18 protein-coding genes are annotated in these 21,550 nt (G+C 64.3%); 7 read left to right on the top strand and 11 right to left on the bottom strand.

The genetic code is table 11. The features are described 5' to 3' along the window. Window positions 1-57: 57 nt before the first annotated feature. Window positions 58-1,551 (bottom strand): FAD-linked oxidase C-terminal domain-containing protein, encoded by a 1,494-nt coding sequence (locus tag FMZ75_RS03775; RefSeq protein ID WP_108915393.1) that lies wholly within the window; start codon window positions 1,549-1,551, stop codon window positions 58-60. Window positions 1,552-1,702: 151 nt separating this feature from the next. On the opposite strand from FMZ75_RS03775, the gene FMZ75_RS03770 reads away from it, so the two are divergent. After that, a complete protein-coding gene (locus tag FMZ75_RS03770; protein ID WP_166141370.1) occupies window positions 1,703-2,116 on the top strand; it encodes a heme-binding protein in 414 nt (137 codons plus the stop codon). A 52-nt stretch (window positions 2,117-2,168) separates the two neighbouring features. Here the strand turns inward: FMZ75_RS03770 and FMZ75_RS21870 are convergent, their stop codons facing one another. After that, a complete protein-coding gene (locus FMZ75_RS21870; protein ID WP_255461777.1) occupies window positions 2,169-2,492 on the bottom strand; it encodes a DUF3572 domain-containing protein in 324 nt (107 codons plus the stop codon). Window positions 2,493-2,655: 163 nt separating this feature from the next. Between FMZ75_RS21870 and FMZ75_RS03760 the strand changes: the two genes are divergently transcribed. Then, window positions 2,656-3,027, top strand: a complete 372-nt coding sequence (locus FMZ75_RS03760; protein WP_108915396.1) for a response regulator — start codon at window positions 2,656-2,658, stop codon at window positions 3,025-3,027. 13 nt (window positions 3,028-3,040) lie between these two features. Continuing rightward, window positions 3,041-4,411, top strand: coding sequence for a PleD family two-component system response regulator (locus FMZ75_RS03755; RefSeq protein WP_166141368.1), 1,371 nt, complete (start codon window positions 3,041-3,043; stop codon window positions 4,409-4,411). 361 nt (window positions 4,412-4,772) lie between these two features. Here the strand turns inward: FMZ75_RS03755 and FMZ75_RS03750 are convergent, their stop codons facing one another. The 5 genes from FMZ75_RS03750 to FMZ75_RS03730 all read right to left on the bottom strand — a co-directional run bounded on the left by FMZ75_RS03750 (window position 4,773) and on the right by FMZ75_RS03730 (window position 11,296). Next, window positions 4,773-5,135 (bottom strand): hypothetical protein, encoded by a 363-nt coding sequence (locus tag FMZ75_RS03750; protein ID WP_166141367.1) that lies wholly within the window; start codon window positions 5,133-5,135, stop codon window positions 4,773-4,775. 140 nt (window positions 5,136-5,275) lie between these two features. Continuing rightward, entirely contained in the window at window positions 5,276-5,887 is a 612-nt protein-coding gene (locus FMZ75_RS03745) for a glutathione S-transferase family protein (RefSeq protein ID WP_166141366.1), read from the bottom strand. A gap of 106 nt (window positions 5,888-5,993) precedes the next feature. Then, a complete protein-coding gene (gene acnA, locus FMZ75_RS03740) occupies window positions 5,994-8,720 on the bottom strand; it encodes an aconitate hydratase AcnA (protein WP_166141365.1) in 2,727 nt (908 codons plus the stop codon). Between the two features lie 382 nt (window positions 8,721-9,102). After that, a complete protein-coding gene (locus FMZ75_RS03735; protein WP_166141364.1) occupies window positions 9,103-10,674 on the bottom strand; it encodes a 2-isopropylmalate synthase in 1,572 nt (523 codons plus the stop codon). A 304-nt stretch (window positions 10,675-10,978) separates the two neighbouring features. Next, a complete protein-coding gene (locus tag FMZ75_RS03730) occupies window positions 10,979-11,296 on the bottom strand; it encodes a hypothetical protein (protein WP_166141363.1) in 318 nt (105 codons plus the stop codon). A 211-nt stretch (window positions 11,297-11,507) separates the two neighbouring features. Here FMZ75_RS03730 and FMZ75_RS03725 point away from each other — a divergent pair, with 211 nt between their 5' ends. Further along, on the top strand, window positions 11,508-13,118 hold the full coding sequence (locus FMZ75_RS03725; protein WP_166141362.1) for a SagB/ThcOx family dehydrogenase: 1,611 nt from the start codon (window positions 11,508-11,510) through the stop codon (window positions 13,116-13,118). After that, entirely contained in the window at window positions 13,115-14,833 is a 1,719-nt protein-coding gene (locus FMZ75_RS03720) for an ATP-binding protein (RefSeq protein WP_142862794.1), read from the top strand. Before FMZ75_RS03725 ends, FMZ75_RS03720 begins: the two co-directional genes overlap by 4 nt. A 221-nt stretch (window positions 14,834-15,054) precedes the next feature. Here the strand turns inward: FMZ75_RS03720 and rpsA are convergent, their stop codons facing one another. The 4 genes from rpsA to FMZ75_RS03700 form a co-directional block, all read right to left on the bottom strand. Next, window positions 15,055-16,782: a 30S ribosomal protein S1 gene (rpsA, locus tag FMZ75_RS03715; protein ID WP_166141361.1), complete on the bottom strand. Its 1,728-nt coding sequence runs from the start codon at window positions 16,780-16,782 to the stop codon at window positions 15,055-15,057. Between the two features lie 265 nt (window positions 16,783-17,047). Next, on the bottom strand, window positions 17,048-17,701 hold the full coding sequence (locus FMZ75_RS03710; protein WP_166141360.1) for an outer membrane protein: 654 nt from the start codon (window positions 17,699-17,701) through the stop codon (window positions 17,048-17,050). Between the two features lie 154 nt (window positions 17,702-17,855). Further along, the gene (locus FMZ75_RS03705; protein ID WP_166141359.1) at window positions 17,856-18,653 is read right to left on the bottom strand and encodes a DUF1217 domain-containing protein; all 798 of its coding nucleotides are present in this window, start codon (window positions 18,651-18,653) and stop codon (window positions 17,856-17,858) included. Between the two features lie 54 nt (window positions 18,654-18,707). Beyond that, a complete protein-coding gene (locus tag FMZ75_RS03700) occupies window positions 18,708-20,018 on the bottom strand; it encodes a TIGR03808 family TAT-translocated repetitive protein (protein WP_166141358.1) in 1,311 nt (436 codons plus the stop codon). Window positions 20,019-20,547: 529 nt separating this feature from the next. Here FMZ75_RS03700 and FMZ75_RS03695 point away from each other — a divergent pair. Together FMZ75_RS03695 and FMZ75_RS03690 are read left to right on the top strand one after the other, a co-directional pair. Next, window positions 20,548-21,084: a DUF4274 domain-containing protein gene (locus FMZ75_RS03695; RefSeq protein ID WP_166141357.1), complete on the top strand. Its 537-nt coding sequence runs from the start codon at window positions 20,548-20,550 to the stop codon at window positions 21,082-21,084. Next, window positions 21,044-21,538, top strand: coding sequence for a DUF123 domain-containing protein (locus FMZ75_RS03690; protein WP_166141356.1), 495 nt, complete (start codon window positions 21,044-21,046; stop codon window positions 21,536-21,538). Before FMZ75_RS03695 ends, FMZ75_RS03690 begins: the two co-directional genes overlap by 41 nt. Window positions 21,539-21,550: the final 12 nt, after the last annotated feature.

Here is a 21,550-nt window from a genome sequence, read left to right as displayed (position 1 = left end):
CGCTCGGCGGGAGAAGGAGCGCGCACGGAGATGGTTGAAAACCGGCATTCATCGCGCTCAAAACCTCGGCAGCTCTGGGAACGGCAGCTTGCCGCTCTGCACATGCATCATGCCGAGTTCGGCGCAGCGATGTAGAGTCGGAAACACTTTTCCCGGATTGAGCCTGTGCTGCGGATCGAAGGCGCATTTGACCCGCTGCTGCTGCGCCAGATCAGTCTCGTCGAACATCTCGCCCATCAGATCGCGCTTCTCGACGCCGACGCCATGCTCGCCGGTCAGCACGCCGCCGACTTCGACGCAGAGGCGGAGAATATCGGCGCCGAGCTTTTCGGCCCGTTCGATATCGCCCTCCTTGGAGGCGTCATAGAGAATGAGCGGATGCAGATTGCCGTCTCCGGCGTGGAACACATTGGCGACGCGAAGCCCGTGAAACTTCGCCAGTCCGTCCATGCGCGTGAGCACCTCCGGCAGCCGGCCGCGCGGGATCGTGCCGTCCATGCAGAGATAATCCGGGCCGATGCAGCTCACCGCCGGAAAAGCGTTCTTGCGTCCGGCCCAGAAGCGTAGCCGCTCCGCCTCGTTCTGCGAGACGCGCGTCTGCGTTGCGCCTTCATCGCGAGCGATGCTCTCGACGACGGCGACGAGATGATCGACCTCGGCCGGCGTGCCGTCCAGTTCCACGATGACGATGGCGCCGGCGTCGAGCGGATAGCCGCAGGGCTGGAAATTCTCGACAGCGCCAATGGTGGCGGCGTCCATCATCTCGAGCCCGCCCGGAATAATGCCATGCGCGATAATGGCGCCGACACAGCGCGCGCCGGCCTCCACTGTGGGAAAAGCGAGCAGCAGGCCGCGGGCGGAAACCGGCTTTTGCAGCAGCCGCACCGTCACTTCCGTCACCACGCCGAGCAGCCCTTCCGAGCCCGTCATCAGCCCCATGAGATCATAGAGCTCGCTGTCCAGATGCTTGCCGCCGAGGCGCAGCACCTCGCCGCCCATCAGCACCATCTCGAGGCCGAGTATGTTGTTGGTGGTCAGCCCATATTTCAGGCAATGCACGCCGCCGGCGTTCTCGCCGACATTGCCGCCTATGGTGCAGGCGATCTGCGAGGAGGGATCGGGCGCATAATAGAAGCCCGCATATTCGACGGCTTTCGAAATGGCGAGATTTTGCACGCCGGGCTGCACGCGCGCGCAGCGATTCTCGAAATCCACCTCCAATATGCGATTGAACTTGGACATTCCGAGCAGAATGCCGTCCTCGAGCGGCAGCGCGCCGCCGGAGAGCGAGGTGCCGGCGCCGCGCGGCACCACTTTCACACTCATCTCCTGCGCCAGCGCCATGATCGCGCTCACCTGCGCCACCGTCTCCGGCAGCGCCACGACCAGCGGCAGAGCGCGATACATGACCAGCGCGTCGCATTCATAAGCGCGGCGCGCGGTTTCGTCCGCGATGACATTGGCTGCGGGCAGAATGGCGCGAAGGCGCGCGATCAGCTCCTCGCGGCGCGCCATTATCGCCTGCTCGGGCAGCGGCATGAGGAGGGACATGCGGTCTCACTAAATTGCCGAAACTGCGGCTCGGCGCTGCGGCCGGCTTGCGCGTCCCGGCCGTGTCGTGCTCGTAACCTCCCTATTCGAGCGGGCGCCGACGTGCAAGAGCGGCGCTCGCTGCGGTTGCGAAGAAGAGGACTCCCAGACGATGAAGACCAGATTCGCTCTCACTCTCGCCGACGCCAGACATGTCGCCGCCACGGCCGAGGCCGAAGCGGTGAAGAATGGCTGGAGCGTCGTCATCGCCATCGTAGACGAGGGCGGTCATCTCGTGCTTTTGCAGCGCATCGACGGAACGCAGCCCGCCTCCGCCGAGATCGCGACGCAGAAGGCGCGCACAGCGGCCTTGTTCAAGCGTCCGAGCAAGGCGCTCGAGGACATCGTCGCCGGCGGCCGCGTCGCCATGCTCAGCCTGCCCGGGATCACGGCGGTGGAAGGCGGCCTGCCGCTCGTCTATCGCGGCGATATTGTGGGAGCGATCGGCGTCTCCGGCGTGCAATCCTTCCAGGATGGAATCGTCGCGAAAGCGGGGGCCGATAGCCTGGATGATGGGCAATCATGACGAAAAGCGGCGATGATTCGGCGCTTCGACTCCGTTGCGCCGCTTTCGCGCCTCAATCCATTATGGGGCCGGATAGCGCCATCAGCGCCGCGACGACGCTCTCGGGCGAAATATTTTCTCCGCTGGCGAAATCGATGAGCAGCGGCTCGTCGCCGCAAATATGCGCGAGCAGAGCGATCTGAAAGCCTTCCTCGCCCATCAGCGCGCGAATATCGCCAGGATCGACGCCGGTGAGCGCCAGAAAGCGACCCATGCGATCATCATCCGCAGCCAGAAAGACCAATGATCGCAACGCCATAGATCGGGCTTCCGATTTCGATGGCGCGGCTGCCCGCTTTTCGCCACCGAGACGGTGTCTAGTCTTTTCGATTTTCATTTCATCAATCTTCATCTGCTAACCCGAAGGCGAGATCGTCTTCGAATGCACCGGCTTTCGATTTCGAGACGAGACGGAACCTTCCGCCGCCGCCTTCGGGAACGAGACGCCAATGGGCGCGCGCCGCGCCGAAACGAGAGCAGAATCGCGAGAGTCGCAGCCAATGCCGAAAACAGTCCTCATCGTAGAGGATAATGAGCTCAACATGAAGCTCTTCAACGATCTCCTCGAGGCCAATGGGCATTCGACGCTGCAGACAAAGAGCGGCGTCGAGGCGATCGCGCTGGCGCGCAGCCACTCGCCGGACCTCATTTTGATGGACATTCAGCTGCCGGAAATCTCCGGGCTCGAGGTCACGCGCTGGCTCAAGGACGACGAGCAGCTGCGCTCCATCCCGATCATCGCCATCACCGCCTTCGCGATGAAGGGCGATGAGGAGAAAATTCGCCAGGGCGGCTGCGAGGCCTATCTCTCGAAGCCGATCTCCGTGGCCCGCTTTTTGGAAACAGTGAACGCTTTTTTGGTGGACAGGTGAGAGGCCGAGCGTCATGACCGCACGCATTCTGATCGTCGACGATCTTTTGCCCAACATCAAATTGCTCGAGGCGCGGCTGACCGCCGAATATTTCGACGTCCTCTCGGCGACCAACGGGCCGGAGGCGATCGCGCTCTGCCACGAGGGACGCTGCGACATCGTGCTGCTCGACGTCATGATGCCCGGCATGGACGGCTTCGAAGTGTGCCGGCGCCTCAAGGCGGATCCCGTCAGCGCGCATATTCCGGTGGTGATGATCACGGCGCTCGATCAGCCGGCCGACCGGCTGCGCGGCCTCGAGGCCGGCGCCGACGACTTCCTCACCAAGCCCGTCGACGAGATCGCGCTCATCGCACGGGTCCGCTCGCTCGCCCGCCTCAAGGTGATGCTCGACGAGCTGCGCGCACGCGCCGACACATCCGCCAGCCTCGGCCTCGGCGACAAGGGCGCGCGCGCAATGGCCGACGCCGGCAAGAACGGCCGCATTCTCGTGCTCGAGGATCGCGGCAGCTCGGCCGAGCGCATCACCATGGCGCTGCGCGATCAGCATGAGGTAACGATCGTCTCCGATCCGCAGGACGCGCTGTTCCGCGCCGCGGACGGCGATTTCGACCTCATCGCCGTCAGCCTCGACCTCGAGGGCTTCGACGCGCTGCGCTTCTGCAGCCAGATTCGCTCGCTCGAGCGCACGCGCGCGCTGCCCATTCTCGTCATAGCCGAGACCGACGACCGCAATCGCGTATTGCGAGGGCTCGATCTCGGCGTGAATGATTATATTCTGCGTCCGATCGACCGCAACGAGCTGGTCGCCCGCGTGCGCAGCCAGCTGCGCCGCAAGCGCTACGCCGACAGCCTGCGGTCCGATCTGCAGGCCGCCATCGAGCTCGCCGCCGTCGATTCGCTGACCGGCCTCAACAACCGGCGCTATCTCGAGAAGCATCTCGCCGCTCTGCTCGACCAGGCCGCCCATAAGGGCCGCGCGCTGACGCTGATGATGCTCGACATCGATCACTTCAAATCGGTCAACGACACCCACGGCCATGACGCCGGCGACGAGGTGCTGAAGCATTTCGCCCAGAGGATGCGCCGCGTGGTGCGCAGCGCCGATCTCATCTGCCGTCTCGGCGGCGAGGAATTCGTCATCGTGATGCCAGACACGCCGCTCGTCGTCGCCGCCAAAGTGGCCGAGCGCGTGCGCGCCGCCATACAGTCCGAGCCTTTCTGCATCGACCGGAACGGCCGCGCCATTCCGGTGACGACCTCGATCGGCATCGCCGAGCGCGGCAAGGACGCCAACGCCGAGGCGCTGCTGCGCCGCGCCGACAAGGCCCTCTACGAGTCGAAGAGCGGCGGGCGCAATCGCGTCACCGCCGCCGCGGCCTGATTTCTCCCCCTCCCCTGCCAAAAAAAAAGACCCGCCCGAGACCATCGTCATCGGGCGGGGTTGAAAGTTGGGAGCCCCACTCGGAGGAGAGCTTCCGAGTGAAGAGAAGAGGCGCGCGCCATCTATGGGCGCTGCGCCGATGGGATCGCCCGATGAGCCTGCGAGCCCACGCGTTCGAGACGCGCGATCGCTCGGCGAGACACAGGCGGAAATTCATCGATTGAAGGACGGGGGAAGAGTCGATCGCTCTCCAAACCCGCTTTCAGGCGTCGCGATCGGCGGCGAGAGGCGCTTCGATCGTCAGACGCGGCCTGTTCCCGGCTCGGAGACGGCGAAACGCGTCCCCGATGTCACAATGGGATCAGGCGAAGGCGGCGGGTGGCGCGCGTGGCGAGAGGGGCCGCAATTCCGGCGGCGCAGCGGCAGCCACGGCCGTCCGATCGTCGAAGACCGGGGGAGAGGCCGCAGGGAAGTCGAAAGCGAGGACGATGACCACCGCATCGGAGCCATCGATCTCCGCCGCCGAGCTGCAATGGAGCATACAGCAAGGGCCGACATGCTTCTCGACAGGCGCGGTGTCGGAGGAGGGAGAACCCGGCTGAGCGGTGACGCAGACGACGCCGAACGCGCCGTCCTGGGCCATTGCCCCGGTCGCGAAGCCGATGGCCACGATCTGCGACAGAAGGACAGCAACCGTCATCATGCCGACGACGGCTCTCGCCATTCTGAAGATCGAAAGGGTCTCGACTTGCACGGGCCGCCTACTCCGAGCTGCGAGAGGTCACGCTAGGGGAGCGGCCGTGAAGGGTCAAGGCGCCCTCGAAGGCTCTCCTGCGGCAAGTTGTCGCGCGCAAAGACAGAAGCTCAGCGATAGCCTTCCTCGGCCAGCACCTGCCGCACAGCGGGCCGCGTCTTCATCAGCTCGTAATGGGCGCGGCAATTGACCGGCAGCTCCATGCCGATCTTGTCGGCCCAGAACTCCACATAGAACAGGCCCGCGTCGGCGATCGAGAAGGCGCCGACGGCGTAGCTCTCGCCGTCGAGGTCGCCGTTCACTTTCGAGAGCGCCTCGGCGACGATCTCGCGCCCCTGCGCCTTCACCGCCTCTATGTCGCCCGCGACGGCGTAGCGCTCCGGCGTGAAGACGCGGCGGAAGCCCTCGCCATGAATGTAGCGCGTCGCGAAATTGAGCGCTTCCATCGCCCGCTCCCTGCCGGCGGGGTCCTCGGGCAGCAGCTTGCGGCGCGGATAGGTCTCGGCGAGCCATGTCGCGATCGAGACAAAATCGCAGAGCGCCGTGCCGTCGTCGCGCACCAGCGTCGGTATCGTGCCATGCGGGTTGATGGCCAGATATTCCGGCTCGAGATGATCGCCCCGCGGCAGATTGAGGATATAGGCCTCGAAGACGAGGCCGATCTCCTCGAGCAGAATGTGAATTCCGGTCGAGCAGGACCCCGGCGTCATATAGAATTTCATCGCGCGCCTCCGCTATCGCGGGAAGCAAGTTGCGCGCCGAAAGGCCCATCCGTCGCGCATTCGCGCTCTTCCTTCTCCCGCGAGTGGGAGAAGGAAGAGCGGCGTATCAGTCTGCGAGCTGCCTCAGCACATAAGGCAGAATGCCGCCATTCTTGAAATATTCGAGCTCGTCCAGCGTATCGATGCGCGCCAGCAGGGGAACGCTCAGAACCTTGCCGTCGGGATAGACGATCTCGGCGTGCAGCGTCTGGCGCGGCGTCAGCGTGTCGCCGGCGAGACCGCGGATCGTCACCTTCTCCGCGCCGGTGAGGCCGAGCGAGGCCCAGCTCGTCCCGGCCTCGAAGGTCAGAGGCAGAATGCCCATGCCGACGAGATTGGAGCGGTGGATGCGCTCGAAGCTCTGGGCAATGACGGCGCGCACGCCGAGCAACATGGTGCCCTTGGCCGCCCAGTCGCGCGAGGAGCCATTGCCATATTCGGCGCCGGCGAAGACGACCAGCGGCGCGCCCTCCTCGGCGTATTTCGCCGCGGCGTCATAGATGGAGAGCGTCTCGCCATCGGGGAAATGCTTGGTGTTCCCGCCTTCCGGCACATTGCCGGCCTCGTCGCGCAGAATATGGTTCTTGATGCGGATATTGGCGAAAGTGCCGCGCATCATCACCTCGTGATTGCCGCGGCGCGTGCCATATTGGTTGAAATCCGCCGGCGAAACCTGGCGCTCGGTGAGCCAGCGTCCGGCCGGCGAGGCGGCTTTGATCGAGCCCGCGGGCGAGATGTGGTCGGTGGTGATCTTGTCGCCGAAGAGGGCGAGAATCCGCGCCTCGACGATATCCTGAATCGGCTTGGGCTCTTTGGTCAGCCCCTCGAAATAGGGCGGGTTGCGCACATAGGTGGAGCCGCCCGACCATTTATAGGTCTCGCCCGATGGCGCATCGACCTTGCGCCAATGCTTGTCGCCCTCGAAGACATCCGAATAAGTGTCGCGGAACAGCGAGCGCGTCACATTCTTGCGGATATATTTCTGAATGTCGGCGTTGCTCGGCCAGATGTCGCGCAGGAACACCGGCTCGCCCTTCTTGTCATGGCCGAGCGGCTCCTTCGTCAGATCCTTGGCGACCGAGCCCGCCAGCGCGAAGGCGACGACCAGCGGCGGCGAGGCGAGGTAGTTCGCCTGCACATCCGGATTGACGCGGCCTTCAAAGTTGCGATTGCCGGACAGCACCGCCGCCGCGACGATATCATGATCGTTGATCGTCTTGGAAACGGGCGCCGGCAGCGGGCCAGAATTGCCGATGCAGGTGGTGCAGCCGAAGCCGACGAGATTGAAGCCGAGCTTGTCGAGATCCTTCTGCAGCCCGGCCTTGTCGAGATATTCGGCGACGACGCGGCTTCCCGGCGCCAGCGAGGTCTTCACCCAGGGCTTTACCTTGAGCCCGCGCTCATGGGCGGCGGCGGCGAGCAGGCCGGCGCCGATCAGCACGCTCGGATTCGAGGTGTTGGTGCAGGAGGTGATCGCCGCGATCACCACATCGCCATGGCCGAGATCGTAATTCGTCCCCTCGACCGAGAAGCGCTGCGTCACATCGCCGGGCTTCTTATATTCGCTCGCGAGCGCGGCGGCGAAAGCGGTTCCCACATCCTCGAGCGCGACGTGGCCCTCCGGGCGCTTGGGCCCGGCGAGGGACGGAACCACAGTCGAAAGATCGAGCGAGATTGTGTCGGTGAATTCCGGATCGGGCGTGTCGGCCTCGCGGAAGAGACCCTGCGCCTTGGCGTAGGCCTCGACGAGATCGATGCGCGAATTGGAGCGGCCGGACATTTTCAGATAGTCCAGCGTCTCCTCGTCCACGGGGAAGAAGCCGCAGGTCGCGCCATATTCCGGGGCCATATTGGCGATGGTCGCGCGATCCGCGAGCGAGAGATGCGGCAGCCCCTTGCCGAAGAATTCGACGAATTTGCCGACCACGCCCTTTTTGCGCAGCATTTGCGTGACGGTAAGCACAATATCGGTGGCGGTGACGCCCTCTTTCGGCTCGCCAGTGAGCTCGAAGCCGACGACCTCGGGAATGAGCATCGAAAGCGGCTGGCCCAGCATGGCGGCCTCCGCCTCGATGCCGCCGACGCCCCAGCCGAGCACGGCGAGACCATTCACCATGGTCGTGTGCGAATCGGTGCCGACCAGAGTGTCTGGATAGGCGTATTCGATCGTCTCTTTCTTGCCATTGGCCTTAATCTTCTCCTTCTTCGTCCAGACGGTCTGGGCGAGATATTCGAGATTGACCTGATGGCAAATGCCCGTGCCGGGCGGCACGACGCGGAAATTGTCGAAGGAGGATTGGCCCCATTTCAAAAAGCGATAGCGCTCGCCATTGCGCTCATATTCGAGCTCGACATTGGCATCGAGCGCTTTTCTAGTGCCGAATTCGTCGACGATGACCGAATGATCGATGACGAGATCGACCGGCACGAGCGGATTGATCTTCTGCGGATCGCCGCCGAGCGCGACAAAAGCGTCACGCATCGCCGCGAGATCGACGACGGCGGGAACGCCGGTGAAATCCTGCATCAGCACGCGGGCCGGGCGGAAGGCGATCTCACGCTCGGCCTTGCCCTTCTCGGTCAGCCATTTGGAGAAGCCTTCGATATTCTCCTTGGTGACGGAGCGGCCGTCCTCGTTGCGCAGCAGATTCTCGAGCAGCACGCGCAGGGAATAGGGAAGGCGCGAGACGCCCTCGAGGCCATTGGCCTCGGCCGCCTTCAGCGAGAAAAAGTGATAGGCGTCGTCTCCGACCTTTAGCGTCTCTAGGGCTTTGAAACTGTCGAGTGACGGCATTTCGCGCTTCCTTCGCTTGGAGTCGATGACGGGCAGGGCGCGCGGGCTGTCAATGCGAGCAAAACGATCGGGCGCTGCGGCTCTTCACCCTCCCCTTCAGGGGGAGGGTCGGACCGCGAAGCGGTCCGGGGTGGGGTGAGACCCCGAGACTCGGGAAGCACCCCCTCCCGAGCGCCTTCGGCGCTCGACCTCCCCCCTCGAGGGGGAAGGTGGAATCGCCTCACTTTTCAGACAACGTCGCTCTTTCGATGTTGCCGCTTCGCTCCTCGCACTGACGGCGCATCGCGCCTTCCGCGACCTTGTAGAGAATTTCGGGCCAGCGGGCAAAACGAAACGAGGGACGCCTCGCCGCGTCCCTCGAATAATATGAATGGCGAAAGCCTCAGCCCGCTCTCATCGCTTCCGGCTCGGTCTTGCCGCGCTTGATGATCAGTCTGTTGAGCGCCGCCACGTAAGCGCGCGCCGAGGCGACCAGCGTATCCGGATCGGCGCCGCGGCCCGTCACCGATTTGCCGTCCTCCGACAGACGCACGGAGACTTCCGCTTGGGCGTCGGTGCCTTCGGTGACGGCATGGACCTGGAACAATTCGAGCGCGGCCTCATGCGGCGCCAGCGCTTTGATGGCGTTGAAGATCGCATCGACGGGACCATTGCCGGTCGCCTGATGCGTTTTCTTCTCGCCGTCTATGTCCAGGGTCAGCGCCGCCGTCTGCGGCCCGGCCGTGCCGGCGATGACGGTGAGCGCCGCGACCTTTATATGGTCATTGGCGGTCACGATCTCGTCGTCGACCAGCGCGACGATATCCTCGTCATAGACGAGCTTCTTGCGATCGGCCAAATCCTTGAAGCGCTTGAAGGCGTCCTCCAGCGCATTCTCGCCCAGCTCATAGCCCAGTTCTTTGAGCTTCTCCTTGAAGGCGTGACGGCCGGAATGCTTGCCCATCACCAGCGAGGTCTTGGACACGCCGACGCTCTCCGGCGTCATGATTTCGTACGTATGCGCGTTCTTGAGCATGCCGTCCTGATGGATGCCGCTCTCATGCGCGAAGGCGTTCCGGCCGACGATGGCCTTATTATATTGCACCGGGAAAGACGTCACCGCCGACACGAGCTTCGACGCGCGCGTCAGGAGTTTCGCGTCGATATTGGTGCGGAAGGGCAGCGCATCGGGGCGCGTGCGCATCGCCATCACCACTTCTTCCAGCGCGGCGTTGCCGGCGCGCTCGCCTATGCCGTTGATGGTGCATTCGATCTGCCGCGCGCCGCCGCGCACGCCGGCCAGCGAGTTGGAGACCGCGAGGCCGAGATCGTCATGGCAATGAACCGAGAAGATCGCCTTATCGGCATTGGGCACGCGCTCGCGCACCATGCGGAACAGCGCCTCATATTCCTGCGGCGTGGCGTAGCCCACCGTGTCGGGAATGTTGATCGTCGTCGCGCCCGCATTGATCGCCGTCTCCACGCAGCGGCACAGGAAATCATGTTCCGTGCGCGTGCCGTCCTCGGCCGACCATTCGACGTCCGCGACATGATTGCGCGCCCGCGAGACGGAAGACGCGATCATCTCCAATACTTTTTCCGGCTCCATCTGGAGCTTGTATTTCATATGGACGGGCGAGGTGGAGATGAAGGTGTGGATGCGCGCGTTGCGGGCGTGACGCAGCGCCTCGGCGCAGCGGTCTATGTCCTTGGCGGCGGCGCGGGCGAGGCCGGCGATGGTCGCGTTCTTCACGCGCTTGGCGATCTCGAGCACCGAATCGAAATCGCCCTGGCTGGCGACGGGGAAGCCGGCCTCGATGATGTCGACGCCCAGCTCGTCCAGAATATCGGCGACCTCGAGCTTCTCCTCGAAGGTCATGGAGGCGCCGGGCGATTGCTCGCCGTCGCGCAGAGTGGTGTCGAAAATGACGACGCGATCGGCGTCGCGAGTGGCGGAAGCGTTATTGTCGGTCATGATATCGTCCTGAACTGCTCGACCCGCTCGGCGGGCGCTCTCGTTTCGTCTTAGCTCGGCAGTCCCCTGAATGCCTGGGCCGGGCGGCCCTGGGGGCGTTCAGGGGCGACTAAGAAGCAGCAGGCTCGAAAGAAGACGTGCGGCATCACGCGCCGAGGAGCGCGCCGCGTCTTTCGTGATGGAGGCCATTGCCGCCAAGTTCAGTTCCTCGGTCTCGTCGGCGCTTCGCCGATCTGCTCATGAAAATACGCGCCTTCGTCTCGGGTTGCAAGCATGAGGACGCAAGAGGAAAAATGCAGCCCGCTCAGCCCGCCAGCTTCGCCAGCGCCTCGGCCAGAGCGCGCGTCTCTTTCCAATCCAGAAAAACATCCGGGCAGCCTGGAGCCTTCACCGCGACCCCCTCCGGATGCGCCAGCGCCTCGAATTCATGATCGCTGGCGATGGGGCTCATGAAAATTTGCTTCTCGAGGCTGGCGCCATCGGCGACCGCCTTCAACGCCCGCGAGAGAATGCCGGCCTCATTGGGGGTCAGTCGCCGCACCGGCTGCTCGCCCATGCGAATCGTCACCAATGCGCCAAAATGCCGATGCTCGGCGGCGGCGACTTCGACGATTTGCGACATTCGCAGGCTCCTTTTGTCCGAGCCGTTCCCCAATCGATACGGCTGCATTTAACTATCAGACTGATTTTGCTGGCGCCGATCATTTTTTTGCGGCGCAGCGAACAAGGCACGATCCTTGAATCCCATCGGCTACGGGTCGGGCTCCTATCGAGCGGCCGACAATCAAAATCCATACCTTCCCCGCCGCCAGCGACGGGGAGCGGGAGACGAGATGAGCTTCGACGATCGCGACACCATGCCGACGGACATTCGCGGCTACCATCGTCGCACAAAACATGCGCCGAACCGCTATGCGATGGGGCCGGGCTTTCTCGATTGGACGTCGCAGCCCTCGCCCTTCCGCCTCTTCGAAGGCGTGCGGCAGACGCCGTTGCCGATCATCGAAGAGACCCCGGCCTTCCCCGGCCCTGCGCCGCAGCCTTCCGCGCTCGATCTTCGGGCGCTCGGCCTGTTTCTCGAGCTTTCCTTCGGCATAAGCGCCTGGAAGAGCTATGAGGGCTCGACCTGGGCGCTGCGCAACAATCCCTCCTCCGGCAATCTCCACCCGACCGAATCCTATGTGCTGCTCGATGCGGTGGAAGGCCTCGGCGGGAGCGCCGCTCTCTATCATTATGCGCCGCTGCTGCACGCGCTCGAGGAGCGCGCGACCTATACGGCGCCGCGCGTGCTGCCCAAGGGCGGCTTTCTGCTCGCCCTCTCCTCCATCCCCTGGCGCGAGGCGTGGAAATATGGCGAGCGCGCCTTTCGCTATTGCCAGCTCGACGCTGGCCATGCGATCGGCGCCGTCGCTCAGGCCGCCGCCGCGCTCGGCTGGCGGGCGCAGGCGCTGGCCGATCCGTCCGACGGCGAGATCGCCGCGCTCATCGGCCTCGATCGCGACGACGCTTGGCACAAACGCGAGCCGGAGCATCCCGATCTGCTGATGTGGATCGCGACCGAGCCGGGACCGGCGACGCCGCTCGACCTCTTCGCTCTCATCGACGCGCCGCGCGAGTTCCGCGGCCAAGCCAATCGGCTGAGCGAGGATCACGACGGCTGGCCGATCATCGATCTCGCTGGGCAGTTCTGCCGCAAGCCGCGCCAGCCCAAGCCCCCGGCGCCGACGCGCGCGCAATGGCCGGCGCCGACTTTCGAGGGCGTCTCCATCGGCGCCGCCGTGCGCAAGCGCCGCAGCGCGCAGAAGATGGATGGAACCACCTCCATCTCGCGCGAGGCCTTCGCCGCGCTGATCGCCTCGACGCTGCCGAGCGAATCCACTCTGCTCTCCGCCTTCCCCTGGGGCGCGGCGATCACGCTCATCCTCTTCGTGCATCGCGTCGATGGCTTGGAGCCCGGCCTCTATGCGCTGCAGCGCGACAGCGACGTCGCCGCGCGGCTGCGCGAAGCCTCGCGCAAGGACTTCGAATGGGCGCTGGTCGAGCTGGAAGGTCTGCCGCTCTATCGGCTCTATGCGGGCTCGGTGGAGAAAGAGGCGACCAAGCTCGCCTGTCTGCAGCCCATTTCCGGCAAGGGCTGCTTCAGCGTCGCGATGATCGCCGAATTCGATCGCGCGCTCGCGGCCGACGGCGCCTTCGCCTATCGGCGCCTGCATTTCGAGGCCGGCCTCATCGGCCAGGCTCTCTATCTCTGGGCCACCGCGGCGGGGATCGCCGGCACCGGCATCGGCTGCTTCTTCGACGACACGGTCCATGAGCTTCTGGGCCTGACGCCGGGCGATATGCAGTTCCAGGACGTCTACCACTTCACCGTCGGAGGGCCTGTCGAAGACACGCGCATTCTGACGCTTCCCCCCTATCCCGATGACAGACGAGAGCGGCGATGAATATTCAGATCGAACGCCAATATGTCGAAGCGCTGATGGCGCGATTCCCGGCTCGCGCCGGGCTCGCCGAGCAATTGCGCTTCAGCGACAGGGTCGAAATCGACTTCGCCCATCTCTCCGACGAGGAGCTGACCTTTCTCGAGGAGCTCTATCGCGCGGCCGGCCCGGACATGCGCGCCCGCGCCGCGCAGCTCGCGACGCTGCGCGACGCGCTGAAGGCCGGCGGCAAGCGCTTCGAGGCCAATGAGCTCGAGCAGGTGCTGCCGGCGATGGTGCGCTATCTCACCGCCGACGCCATACGCGGCTGGCTGTTCACGGCGAGCGTCGCCTCCAAGCCTCTGCCTTACGTCATCACCCGCTTCGACTATGTGCCGGCCTCCAACGACGAGGCGGGCAAGGTGATGATCGAGCTGAAATCCAACGCCAAGGGCGTGCTGACCACCAACGCCATTCGCATCATGGCGGCGGAGGTCGCGGGGCGCACGATCAACGAGATCCTCGCCGCCAAGGGCTATATTCGCGAGACGCCGGAGCTGGTCGAAGCCTTCGACGCGGCGACTGAGACCTATTTCGACTGGCGCGGCCGCTATGGCCAGCAGTTCACCGGCCGCGGCACCGGCTTTCACGCCGAGGACCCCAACGCCTCGCATCGCGACACGGATTGGTCGCGCAAGGATGTCGTGGTGCTGTCGACCAGCGGCGGCGACGCCCGTCTCGTCAATGACGAGGCCATTCTCTCGGCGCGCAGCCTGACGCTGGAATCGCCCGGCGACGTGCTCGGCAATTTCATCCGCAAAGCGTCGAAGAGCAATAAGTTCACCGTCGAGGACGAGCTCGCGGTGATGCAGCAGCAGATTCCGGAACATTTGTTCAAGCGCATTCCGGTGCATCCTTACATTCTGATGTTCCATCTCGATCTGCATCACCATGTGTGGGTGCATGTCGACGAGATGAAGCTCTATGAATATAAGCCCGCGCTGAAGCAGAAGCTGGTGCTGCCCGCCGAGCAGACCGATCTCATCGACATTCTGACCGCCGAGATGGACGTGCTGATGGACGATATCGTCGCCGGCAAGTCGGGCGGCACCACAGTGCTCTGCGCCGGCCCGCCCGGCGTCGGCAAAACCCTTACCGCGGAAGTCTATTCGGAGATCATTCAGCGGCCGCTCTATCGCGTGCATTCCGGCCAGCTCGGCCTCAATGTCGCGACGATGGAGACCGCGCTGAAGGAAATCCTCACCCGCGCGCAACGCTGGGGCGCGGTGATGCTGATCGACGAGGCCGACGTCTACATCAAGCGGCGCGACGACAATATCGCCATGAACGCCGTGGTCGGCGTGTTCCTGCGCGTGCTGGAATATTTCAACGGCCTGCTGTTCCTGACGACCAATCGCGTCGACGATATCGACGAGGCGATCGTCTCCCGCTGCATCGCGCTCATCAAATACAGCCCGCCGGACGATGACGCGAAGCGCCGCATCTGGCGCGTGATGTCGGATCAGTTCGAGCTGAAGCTCGCCGATGCGCTGATCGACGATCTCGTCACCGTCTTCCCCTTTGCGACGGGCCGCGACATCAAGGGCCTCGCCAAGCTGACGGCGAAATTCTGCCATCAGAAGCAAGTCTCGCCCGACATCGCCGTGTTCCAGCGCTGCGCGATCTTCCGCGGATTGGATGTGGTGCGCGGGGAGGAATTGAAGACCGCCGCGGAGTAGAAACGGGCGAGGTCTCGAGAGGAAGGGCGCTTCCTTCTCCCACTTGTGGGAGAAGGTGGCCTCGCGAAGCGAGGTCGGATGAGGGTCCGACCTCGGCTTCGCCTTTTCTTTGCATCCGTCGTGTCCTCATGATTTCCACGAGACACGACGGACCCTCATCCGACCCTCGCTGACGCGAGGGCCACCTTCTCCCACGAGTGGGAGAAGGTTTACGCGTCGTCTTACTTCTTCGGCGCTTCTTCGCGGGCCTTGAGGGCCGCGCCGAGAATGTCGCCGAGCGAGGCGCCCGAATCGGCGGAGCCATATTGGGCGATCGCCTCCTTCTCCTCGGCCACTTCCAGCGCCTTGATCGACACCGCCACCTTGCGCGCCTTGCGGTCGAACAAAGTGACGCGCGCGTCGATCTTCTCGCCGACGGCGAAGCGCTCGGGACGCTGGTCGGCGCGGTCGCGCGCCAGCTCGTTGCGCTTGATGAAGGTGGTGAGATCGGTGCCGGTGATCTTCACCTCGAGACCGGCTTCCTTCACCTCGATCACCTCGGTGGTGACGACAGCGCCCTTCTTCACCTCGCCACCAGCGCCCTCTTCGGCGACCGAGGCGAAAGGATCATTGGCGAGCTGCTTCACGCCGAGCGAGATGCGCTCCTTCTCGATGTCGACGTCGAGCACCTGAGCGGTGATGACGTCGCCCTTCTTATACTCTTCGATGACCTGCTCGCCGGGGCGGTTCCAGTCGAGATCGGAGAGATGGACCATGCCGTCCACATCGCCGTCGAGGCCGATGAAGAGACCGAACTCGGTCTTGTTCTTGACCTCGCCGGAGACGGTCGAGCCCTGCGGGTGCTTCTCGGCGAAGGCCTCCCACGGATTTTGCAGCGTCTGCTTGAGGCCGAGCGAGATGCGGCGCTTGACCGGATCGACCTCGAGCACCTGAACGTCGACTTCCTGGCTCGTCGAGACGATCTTGCCGGGATGCACATTCTTCTTCGTCCAGGACATTTCCGAGACGTGGACGAGGCCCTCGATCCCCGGCTCCAGCTCCACGAAGGCGCCGTAGTCGGTGATATTGGTCACGCGGCCGTGGAACTTGGCGCCGATCGGATATTTGGCCTCGATGCCCTGCCACGGATCTTCCAGCAGCTGCTTCATGCCGAGCGAGATGCGGTGCGTCTCGTGATTGATCTTGATGATCTTCACGCGCACGGTCTGGCCGATGGACAGAACCTCGCTCGGATGATTGACGCGGCGCCAGGCCACATCGGTGACATGCAGCAGGCCGTCGATGCCGCCGAGGTCGACGAAAGCGCCGTAATCGGTGATGTTCTTGACGACGCCCTCGATGACCTGCCCCTCTTCGAGGTTGGCCACGATCTCGTGACGCTGCTCGGCGCGGCTCTCCTCGAGCACGGTGCGGCGAGAGACGACGATATTGCCGCGGCGGCGATCCATTTTGAGAATATGGAAGGGCTGCGGCACATTCAGCAGCGGGCCGACGTCGCGGATCGGACGAATGTCCACCTGCGAACGCGGCAGGAAGGCCACGGCGCCGTCGAGATCGACGGTGAAGCCGCCCTTGACCTGATTGAAGATGACGCCCTCGACCTTCTCATTGCTTTCGAAGGCCTTCTCGAGCTTGACCCAGCTCTCCTCGCGGCGCGCCTTGTCGCGCGAGATGACGGCCTCGCCGAGCGCGTTCTCGATGCGCTCGAGATAGACCTCGACCTCTTCGCCCACTTTCGGGGCCGGGTCGCGGCCGAAGCCGGTGAATTCCTTGAGGGCGACGCGCCCTTCGGTCTTGAGGCCCACATCGATGACGGCGACGTCCTTCTCGATGGCGACCACGCGGCCCTTGATGACGGAACCCTCGAAAGCTTCGTTTTCTCCGTAGCTTTCTTCGAGCAGGGCGGCAAAGTCCTCGCGCGACGGGGCGCGCTCAGTAGCAGCTGACATGAGTTCTCCTGGAATGCCCTTTCGGGCGCGGCGCCGGCATGGGGTTGGCGTTGCGGATCGGGCGTCTTCGATCGGAGGCCTCCTCCCGCCGCGTGAGCGGAACCATGGAGGAAACGAGAGTTCTGGCGAGAGAACCGGCCGGCGCGGCCCGATCGAAAATACCCAGGGTGTTTCAAATACGGAGAGGCTGGAAGGGAAACCCCGCCAGCCATCCGCGCTTCAATCTAGCAATTCGGCAGGCGGCGAGCAAGCCGTGCTTCGCGGATCAGCGCCGCGCGCTCGCCAGCATCGGCAGATCGAAGTGATAATTCACGCCGACGCGGACAGTATGAAAATCCGCGCCGCGAGACGCGCCCCCTTCGCGGCCGCCGTTCTTGCCGAGATCGGTATACAAATATTCGGTCTTCGCCGACCATTTGGGCGCGAAGGCCCATTCGACGCCGCCGCCAACGGTCCAGCCTTCGCTTATCCTCCCGCCCGTCTCGCCATAAGCGAAGCCGCCGGCGCCATAGAGCAGCACGCGCGAATCGAAGCCGGTGACGCCGAAGCGCCCGCGCACCGTCCCGAACCAGGGCAATGACCGCGGCCCCTCCGGCGGACGCAGGCCCAGCGGGTCCGTCCCGCGGCCGCCGCCCGCAAGGCTCGTTCCCGAAAAATCGGTCTCGAGGCCGACGACGAAGGCCGGGCCGATCTGGTGGTTGTAGCCCACGAGGCCGCCGCCGGAGACGCCGCCATTCGAAGCGCCCCCCGCCAGCATGCCGCCGCCTATGTCGAGACCGGCGTAGAGCCCGGTCCAGGAGAAGGCCGGCGGTATAAGCTGCGGCGCGATGGGCGCCTTCTGCGAAGGCAGGTCGGCCGCCTGCGCGGCGCCGGCGGTGTAAGCTGCGGCGAGAGCCAGAGCCGTGATGACAGGCTTCATTGAAAAAAATCCTCGTTTCGACGCCCCCGCTTCGGCTTCGTCGATCAGGATTTCCTTCGTTTGTCCGGCAGGTTGGAAATATTTCCATCCGGCGGCGAAGTCGCGCCGAATTTCTGGCGGAGCCGCCGAAACCGCCTCAGTCGGCTCTGCGCGATCAGAAATAGCCGAATTTCTTCCCCTGCACGCTCAGCAGCAGGCTGGAGTCGAGCCCGAAGCTCGATCCAGAGCTCGACGTGTCGAACAGCGTCGAAAGCAGCGAGCTCTGCGAATTGGCGTCGCCGCCATTGTTGTAGTCGTATTGCGCGGCGAAGCGGGCGATGAATTGCTGCAACTTCTTCGGATCCTTGAAATCGTCCAGCTTCACCTTCGAGGACAAGAGGCGATATTGCGTGTCGATCGACTGCGAGGAGGTGCTCGACGAAATGCCGAGCGCGGTCTGCACGACGGTCAATATTTTGCTGTCGGCGAGAATTCCATAGACGCTGGTCAGGCTCGGCGCGCGCTGCTCGAAATAGAGCGCGAGCTGCACGCCCGGATTCTGCTCGCCCTGGCTCGTCTCCAGCGCCTGCTCGGTGTAGCGGCTCACCACATTGTCGACGAGCGTCGAGGACGACGTCGTCTCCGCGCCATTGTCGGCGAAATCGAAAGCCTCGGTGAAGGCCTTGATATTGGCGTTGTTGATCCTGTTGGCGAGCGACGAGCTGTCGGTGAGGCCGCCCTCCAGCACTTTCCGCATGAGGCCCTTGGCGTAGCTCATATCGCCGATGCCGAAGGCGGTCATGGCGTAATTGAACAGACGCGCGTCCTTCATGAATTCGTCGATCGACGTCACCTCGCCGATATGGTCCTCGAAATATTTCGTCTGCGTCGCCACCTCCGGCGATTTGGCGGTCATCGCCTGCCATTTCGACTGGTTATTGGCGATCTGCAGATAGGTGGAGAGCGTCGTCATGGAGGCGTTCCGGGTCAGGCCCGCCATTCTGCGCCAGAGAGTGTTGACGCAATGTTAAGTTTCGAGCTCATTGCCCTCGATCGTCAATCGCGGATATTTGGCCGCCGCGCCCGGCCGGGCGACGTCGCCCGGCTGAATATCCTGACCCGCTATCGCCGCGATCGCCGCCTTTTTCGCGCCGATAATCTTATTGCGGGCAATGACCGCCGGGCCGACGCCCTCGCCGATCTGAAAGGTCACGCCATAATCATTGTCGACGAGGCGATTGCCCTCGACGCGTATGTTCTGGCGATAGCCGCCGCAGCGCACGCCCATCCAGCCGCCGATGACCGTATTACCGGCGATCTCGACATTGCTCTCCGCCTCTATGCCGGTGAGCCAGCTCATAATCGGACCGAACTCGTCATCGGGATGCGTCTCGTGCAGGCCGGTGATCCGATTGCCGGTGACGAAGCCGATATCCGTGCCGCGCTCGGCGTTGGCGAGCGCTATTCCGGCGCCGGCGTCGTCGATCTTATTGTCGCGGAAGCTCGCGCGCTTGGCGCCGAACTCCGCATACATGGCGCGCTCGCCGAAGCCGGAGCAATCATTGCCGACGACCTCGACGTCATGGCCCGCATTGTTGCGCACCGCCGTATAGGCGCAGCGGCGAATGACATTCTTTTCCACGCGCACGAAGCCGGAGCCCCATATGCCGACGCCATTGCCATAGGCGCCGTCGCCGCCGGAAAGATTGCGAATATCGACGATCTCATTGTTGCGGATGCGCGAGCCCTCGTAGCGGCCGGCAGTCGTGGTCCACACTTGCACGCCATTGTCGCCGCAGCGGCGGACCTTGTTATTGTCTATGTCGACGCCGAGCCCGTCGAGCGAGAAATAGCCGGCGTCGCGCACATCCTCGACGATGTTCTGCGCGAAACGCCCGCCGCAGCGCAGCAGATTGACGCCCTTTCCGCCCGAACGGCGAATCGCGCAGCCATGGATCGCGAGCTTCGGTATATCGGCGAGATCGAGGAGCCCTTGTTTCGGATCGGCGAAACGACCGCCCGCGCCCTCGAAGCGCAAATTCTCGAGCGTCAGCGCCCCGAAGGCGGCCGCGCGCAGCAGAGGGCCCGGCGGCCCGCTGGCCTGCAGAGTCGTCCCCGCGGCGGCGCCGAGAATGGCGATGTCGCTATCGATCGTCAGCGAGCGAATGCGCAGCACGCCGGCCGGCAAGCGCAACACGCCTCCGCGGGCGGTCTCCGCCAGACGTCGCCGCAGCCAGTCCGTGGCGTCGGGCGCGGCGGCGTGAGCGCGCCGAAGCTGCGCGAGGCCCGCCAGAGCCGCGGCGCCATAATGGAAAAACTCTCGTCGGGTCGCTCGCATCGTCGCTAATTATAGAAGCGGACTCCGGCTCGGCGACGGAAACGCCCGAGCCCGGATTGCCGGTTGTTTTTGCAGGAGACGCATGCCAAATCGGGCATTCCGCCTATTTTATGTAGTTGCGTTACATAACGAGCCGAGGCATAAAGAGAGCGCCCAAACGGGTAATCGTCTTGCAAAGCACCAGTTAAGGTCCCGCCTCGACGACTTTGCGACTTGCGACATCGCTCGGCTCGTAGAGGCGGTTCTCCTTTCGATGACGCTCTTCCCTCCGGAGCGGGCCTCATCCGTCGAGGTCGGTCTTTGCGGTTCAGGTTCTCACGGTGTTGTCCAAACTCCCCGTTTCGCGCACGCGCGGGACGGGGAGCCCCTTTTCTATCGCGTTCTATCCCGAAAAACCGTCGCTCGGGAAGAGACATCGCGTGGTCGCACGCGAACCCGCCCGCAGAGCCCGTCGCCGCGTCGCCCTCTCGCCTGTCGAAACGAGCGGCCTGTGCTCGTCCATGTTTCGAGCCGATGGGGAGTCCTGCCGATGTTCGCGGTCGACGATCTTTTGCGCCGCTGGGTCGAAGAGCGCGCCGCGAGCCCGGACCCCGGCGACGGCGAATATGCGCAATTCATCGCCGATTGGCTGCCGCTCGCCTCGAGCGACGACTGGCACAGAATGATTCTCGGCCATAATCGCGAGCTCGGCGACGCGCCCCTGTTCTGGATCATGCGGCAGCCGCGCTGCGAGAAAGCGACCGCGCTCGGGATTTTCTACCTCGCCCGGCCGGGCCTGGTGATCGCCCATGGCGGCGATCGCAGCCGCACTCCCGATCGGCTGAAACGCGCCTTCGATTTGATCGGCGAAATCCGAATGCGCTATGTCAACGGCTTCTATCGGGAAGCGACGATCGGCTTCGACGCGGTCGAGGCCCTGCACCGGGAGGCCCGCCTGCCGGCGCGCTTCGACCAGAGGGCGCTCGATCTCGTCATTCCGCCGGAAATGCGCATCTCGATCATCGGACGAAAGCTCGGCCTGCATTATGGCGTCAGAAACGCTTTTCTTCGAGACAGCCCGCGCTGAGCGCCCGCCGGCTCCCGACGATTCGTTTTCCGCGCTCGCTTTCATTCGCGCCGCGTCACAGGCGCCGGCCGCGCCCGGGGCCTATGCGCTGCTCATCGGGCTGACGCATCCGCTCGAGGCCAGCGCGGGACGCCGCGCGGCGACGCTCGCGCCGGGGCTCTATCTCTATTGCGGCTCCGCCAAAGGGCCGGGCGGGCTGCGCGCCCGGCTCGGCCGGCACATGCGGCAGGGCAAGCGGCGCCGCTGGCATATCGACCAGCTGACCGAGGCGGGCGAATCGCTCGGCGCCTGGATCACTGAGGCGAAGGGCGAATGCGATCTCGTCGCGGCGCTCGCTGCGCTGCCGGTCCCGCTCGCGGGATTCGGCTCCTCGGACTGCCCGCGCTGCCGCAGCCATCTGCTGTTCTGGCCCATGGGCGAAGCCCCGGCTTTCCTCGCCGCGCAAAAATGCTAGGAAGAGCGCCGA

It is taken from the genome of Methylosinus sp. RM1 (assembly GCF_011378635.1).
Classification (GTDB): domain Bacteria; phylum Pseudomonadota; class Alphaproteobacteria; order Rhizobiales; family Beijerinckiaceae; genus Methylosinus; species Methylosinus sporium.
Note: the sequence above shows the minus strand (reverse complement) of the source record. Positions and strands in the feature narration are given on the sequence as shown.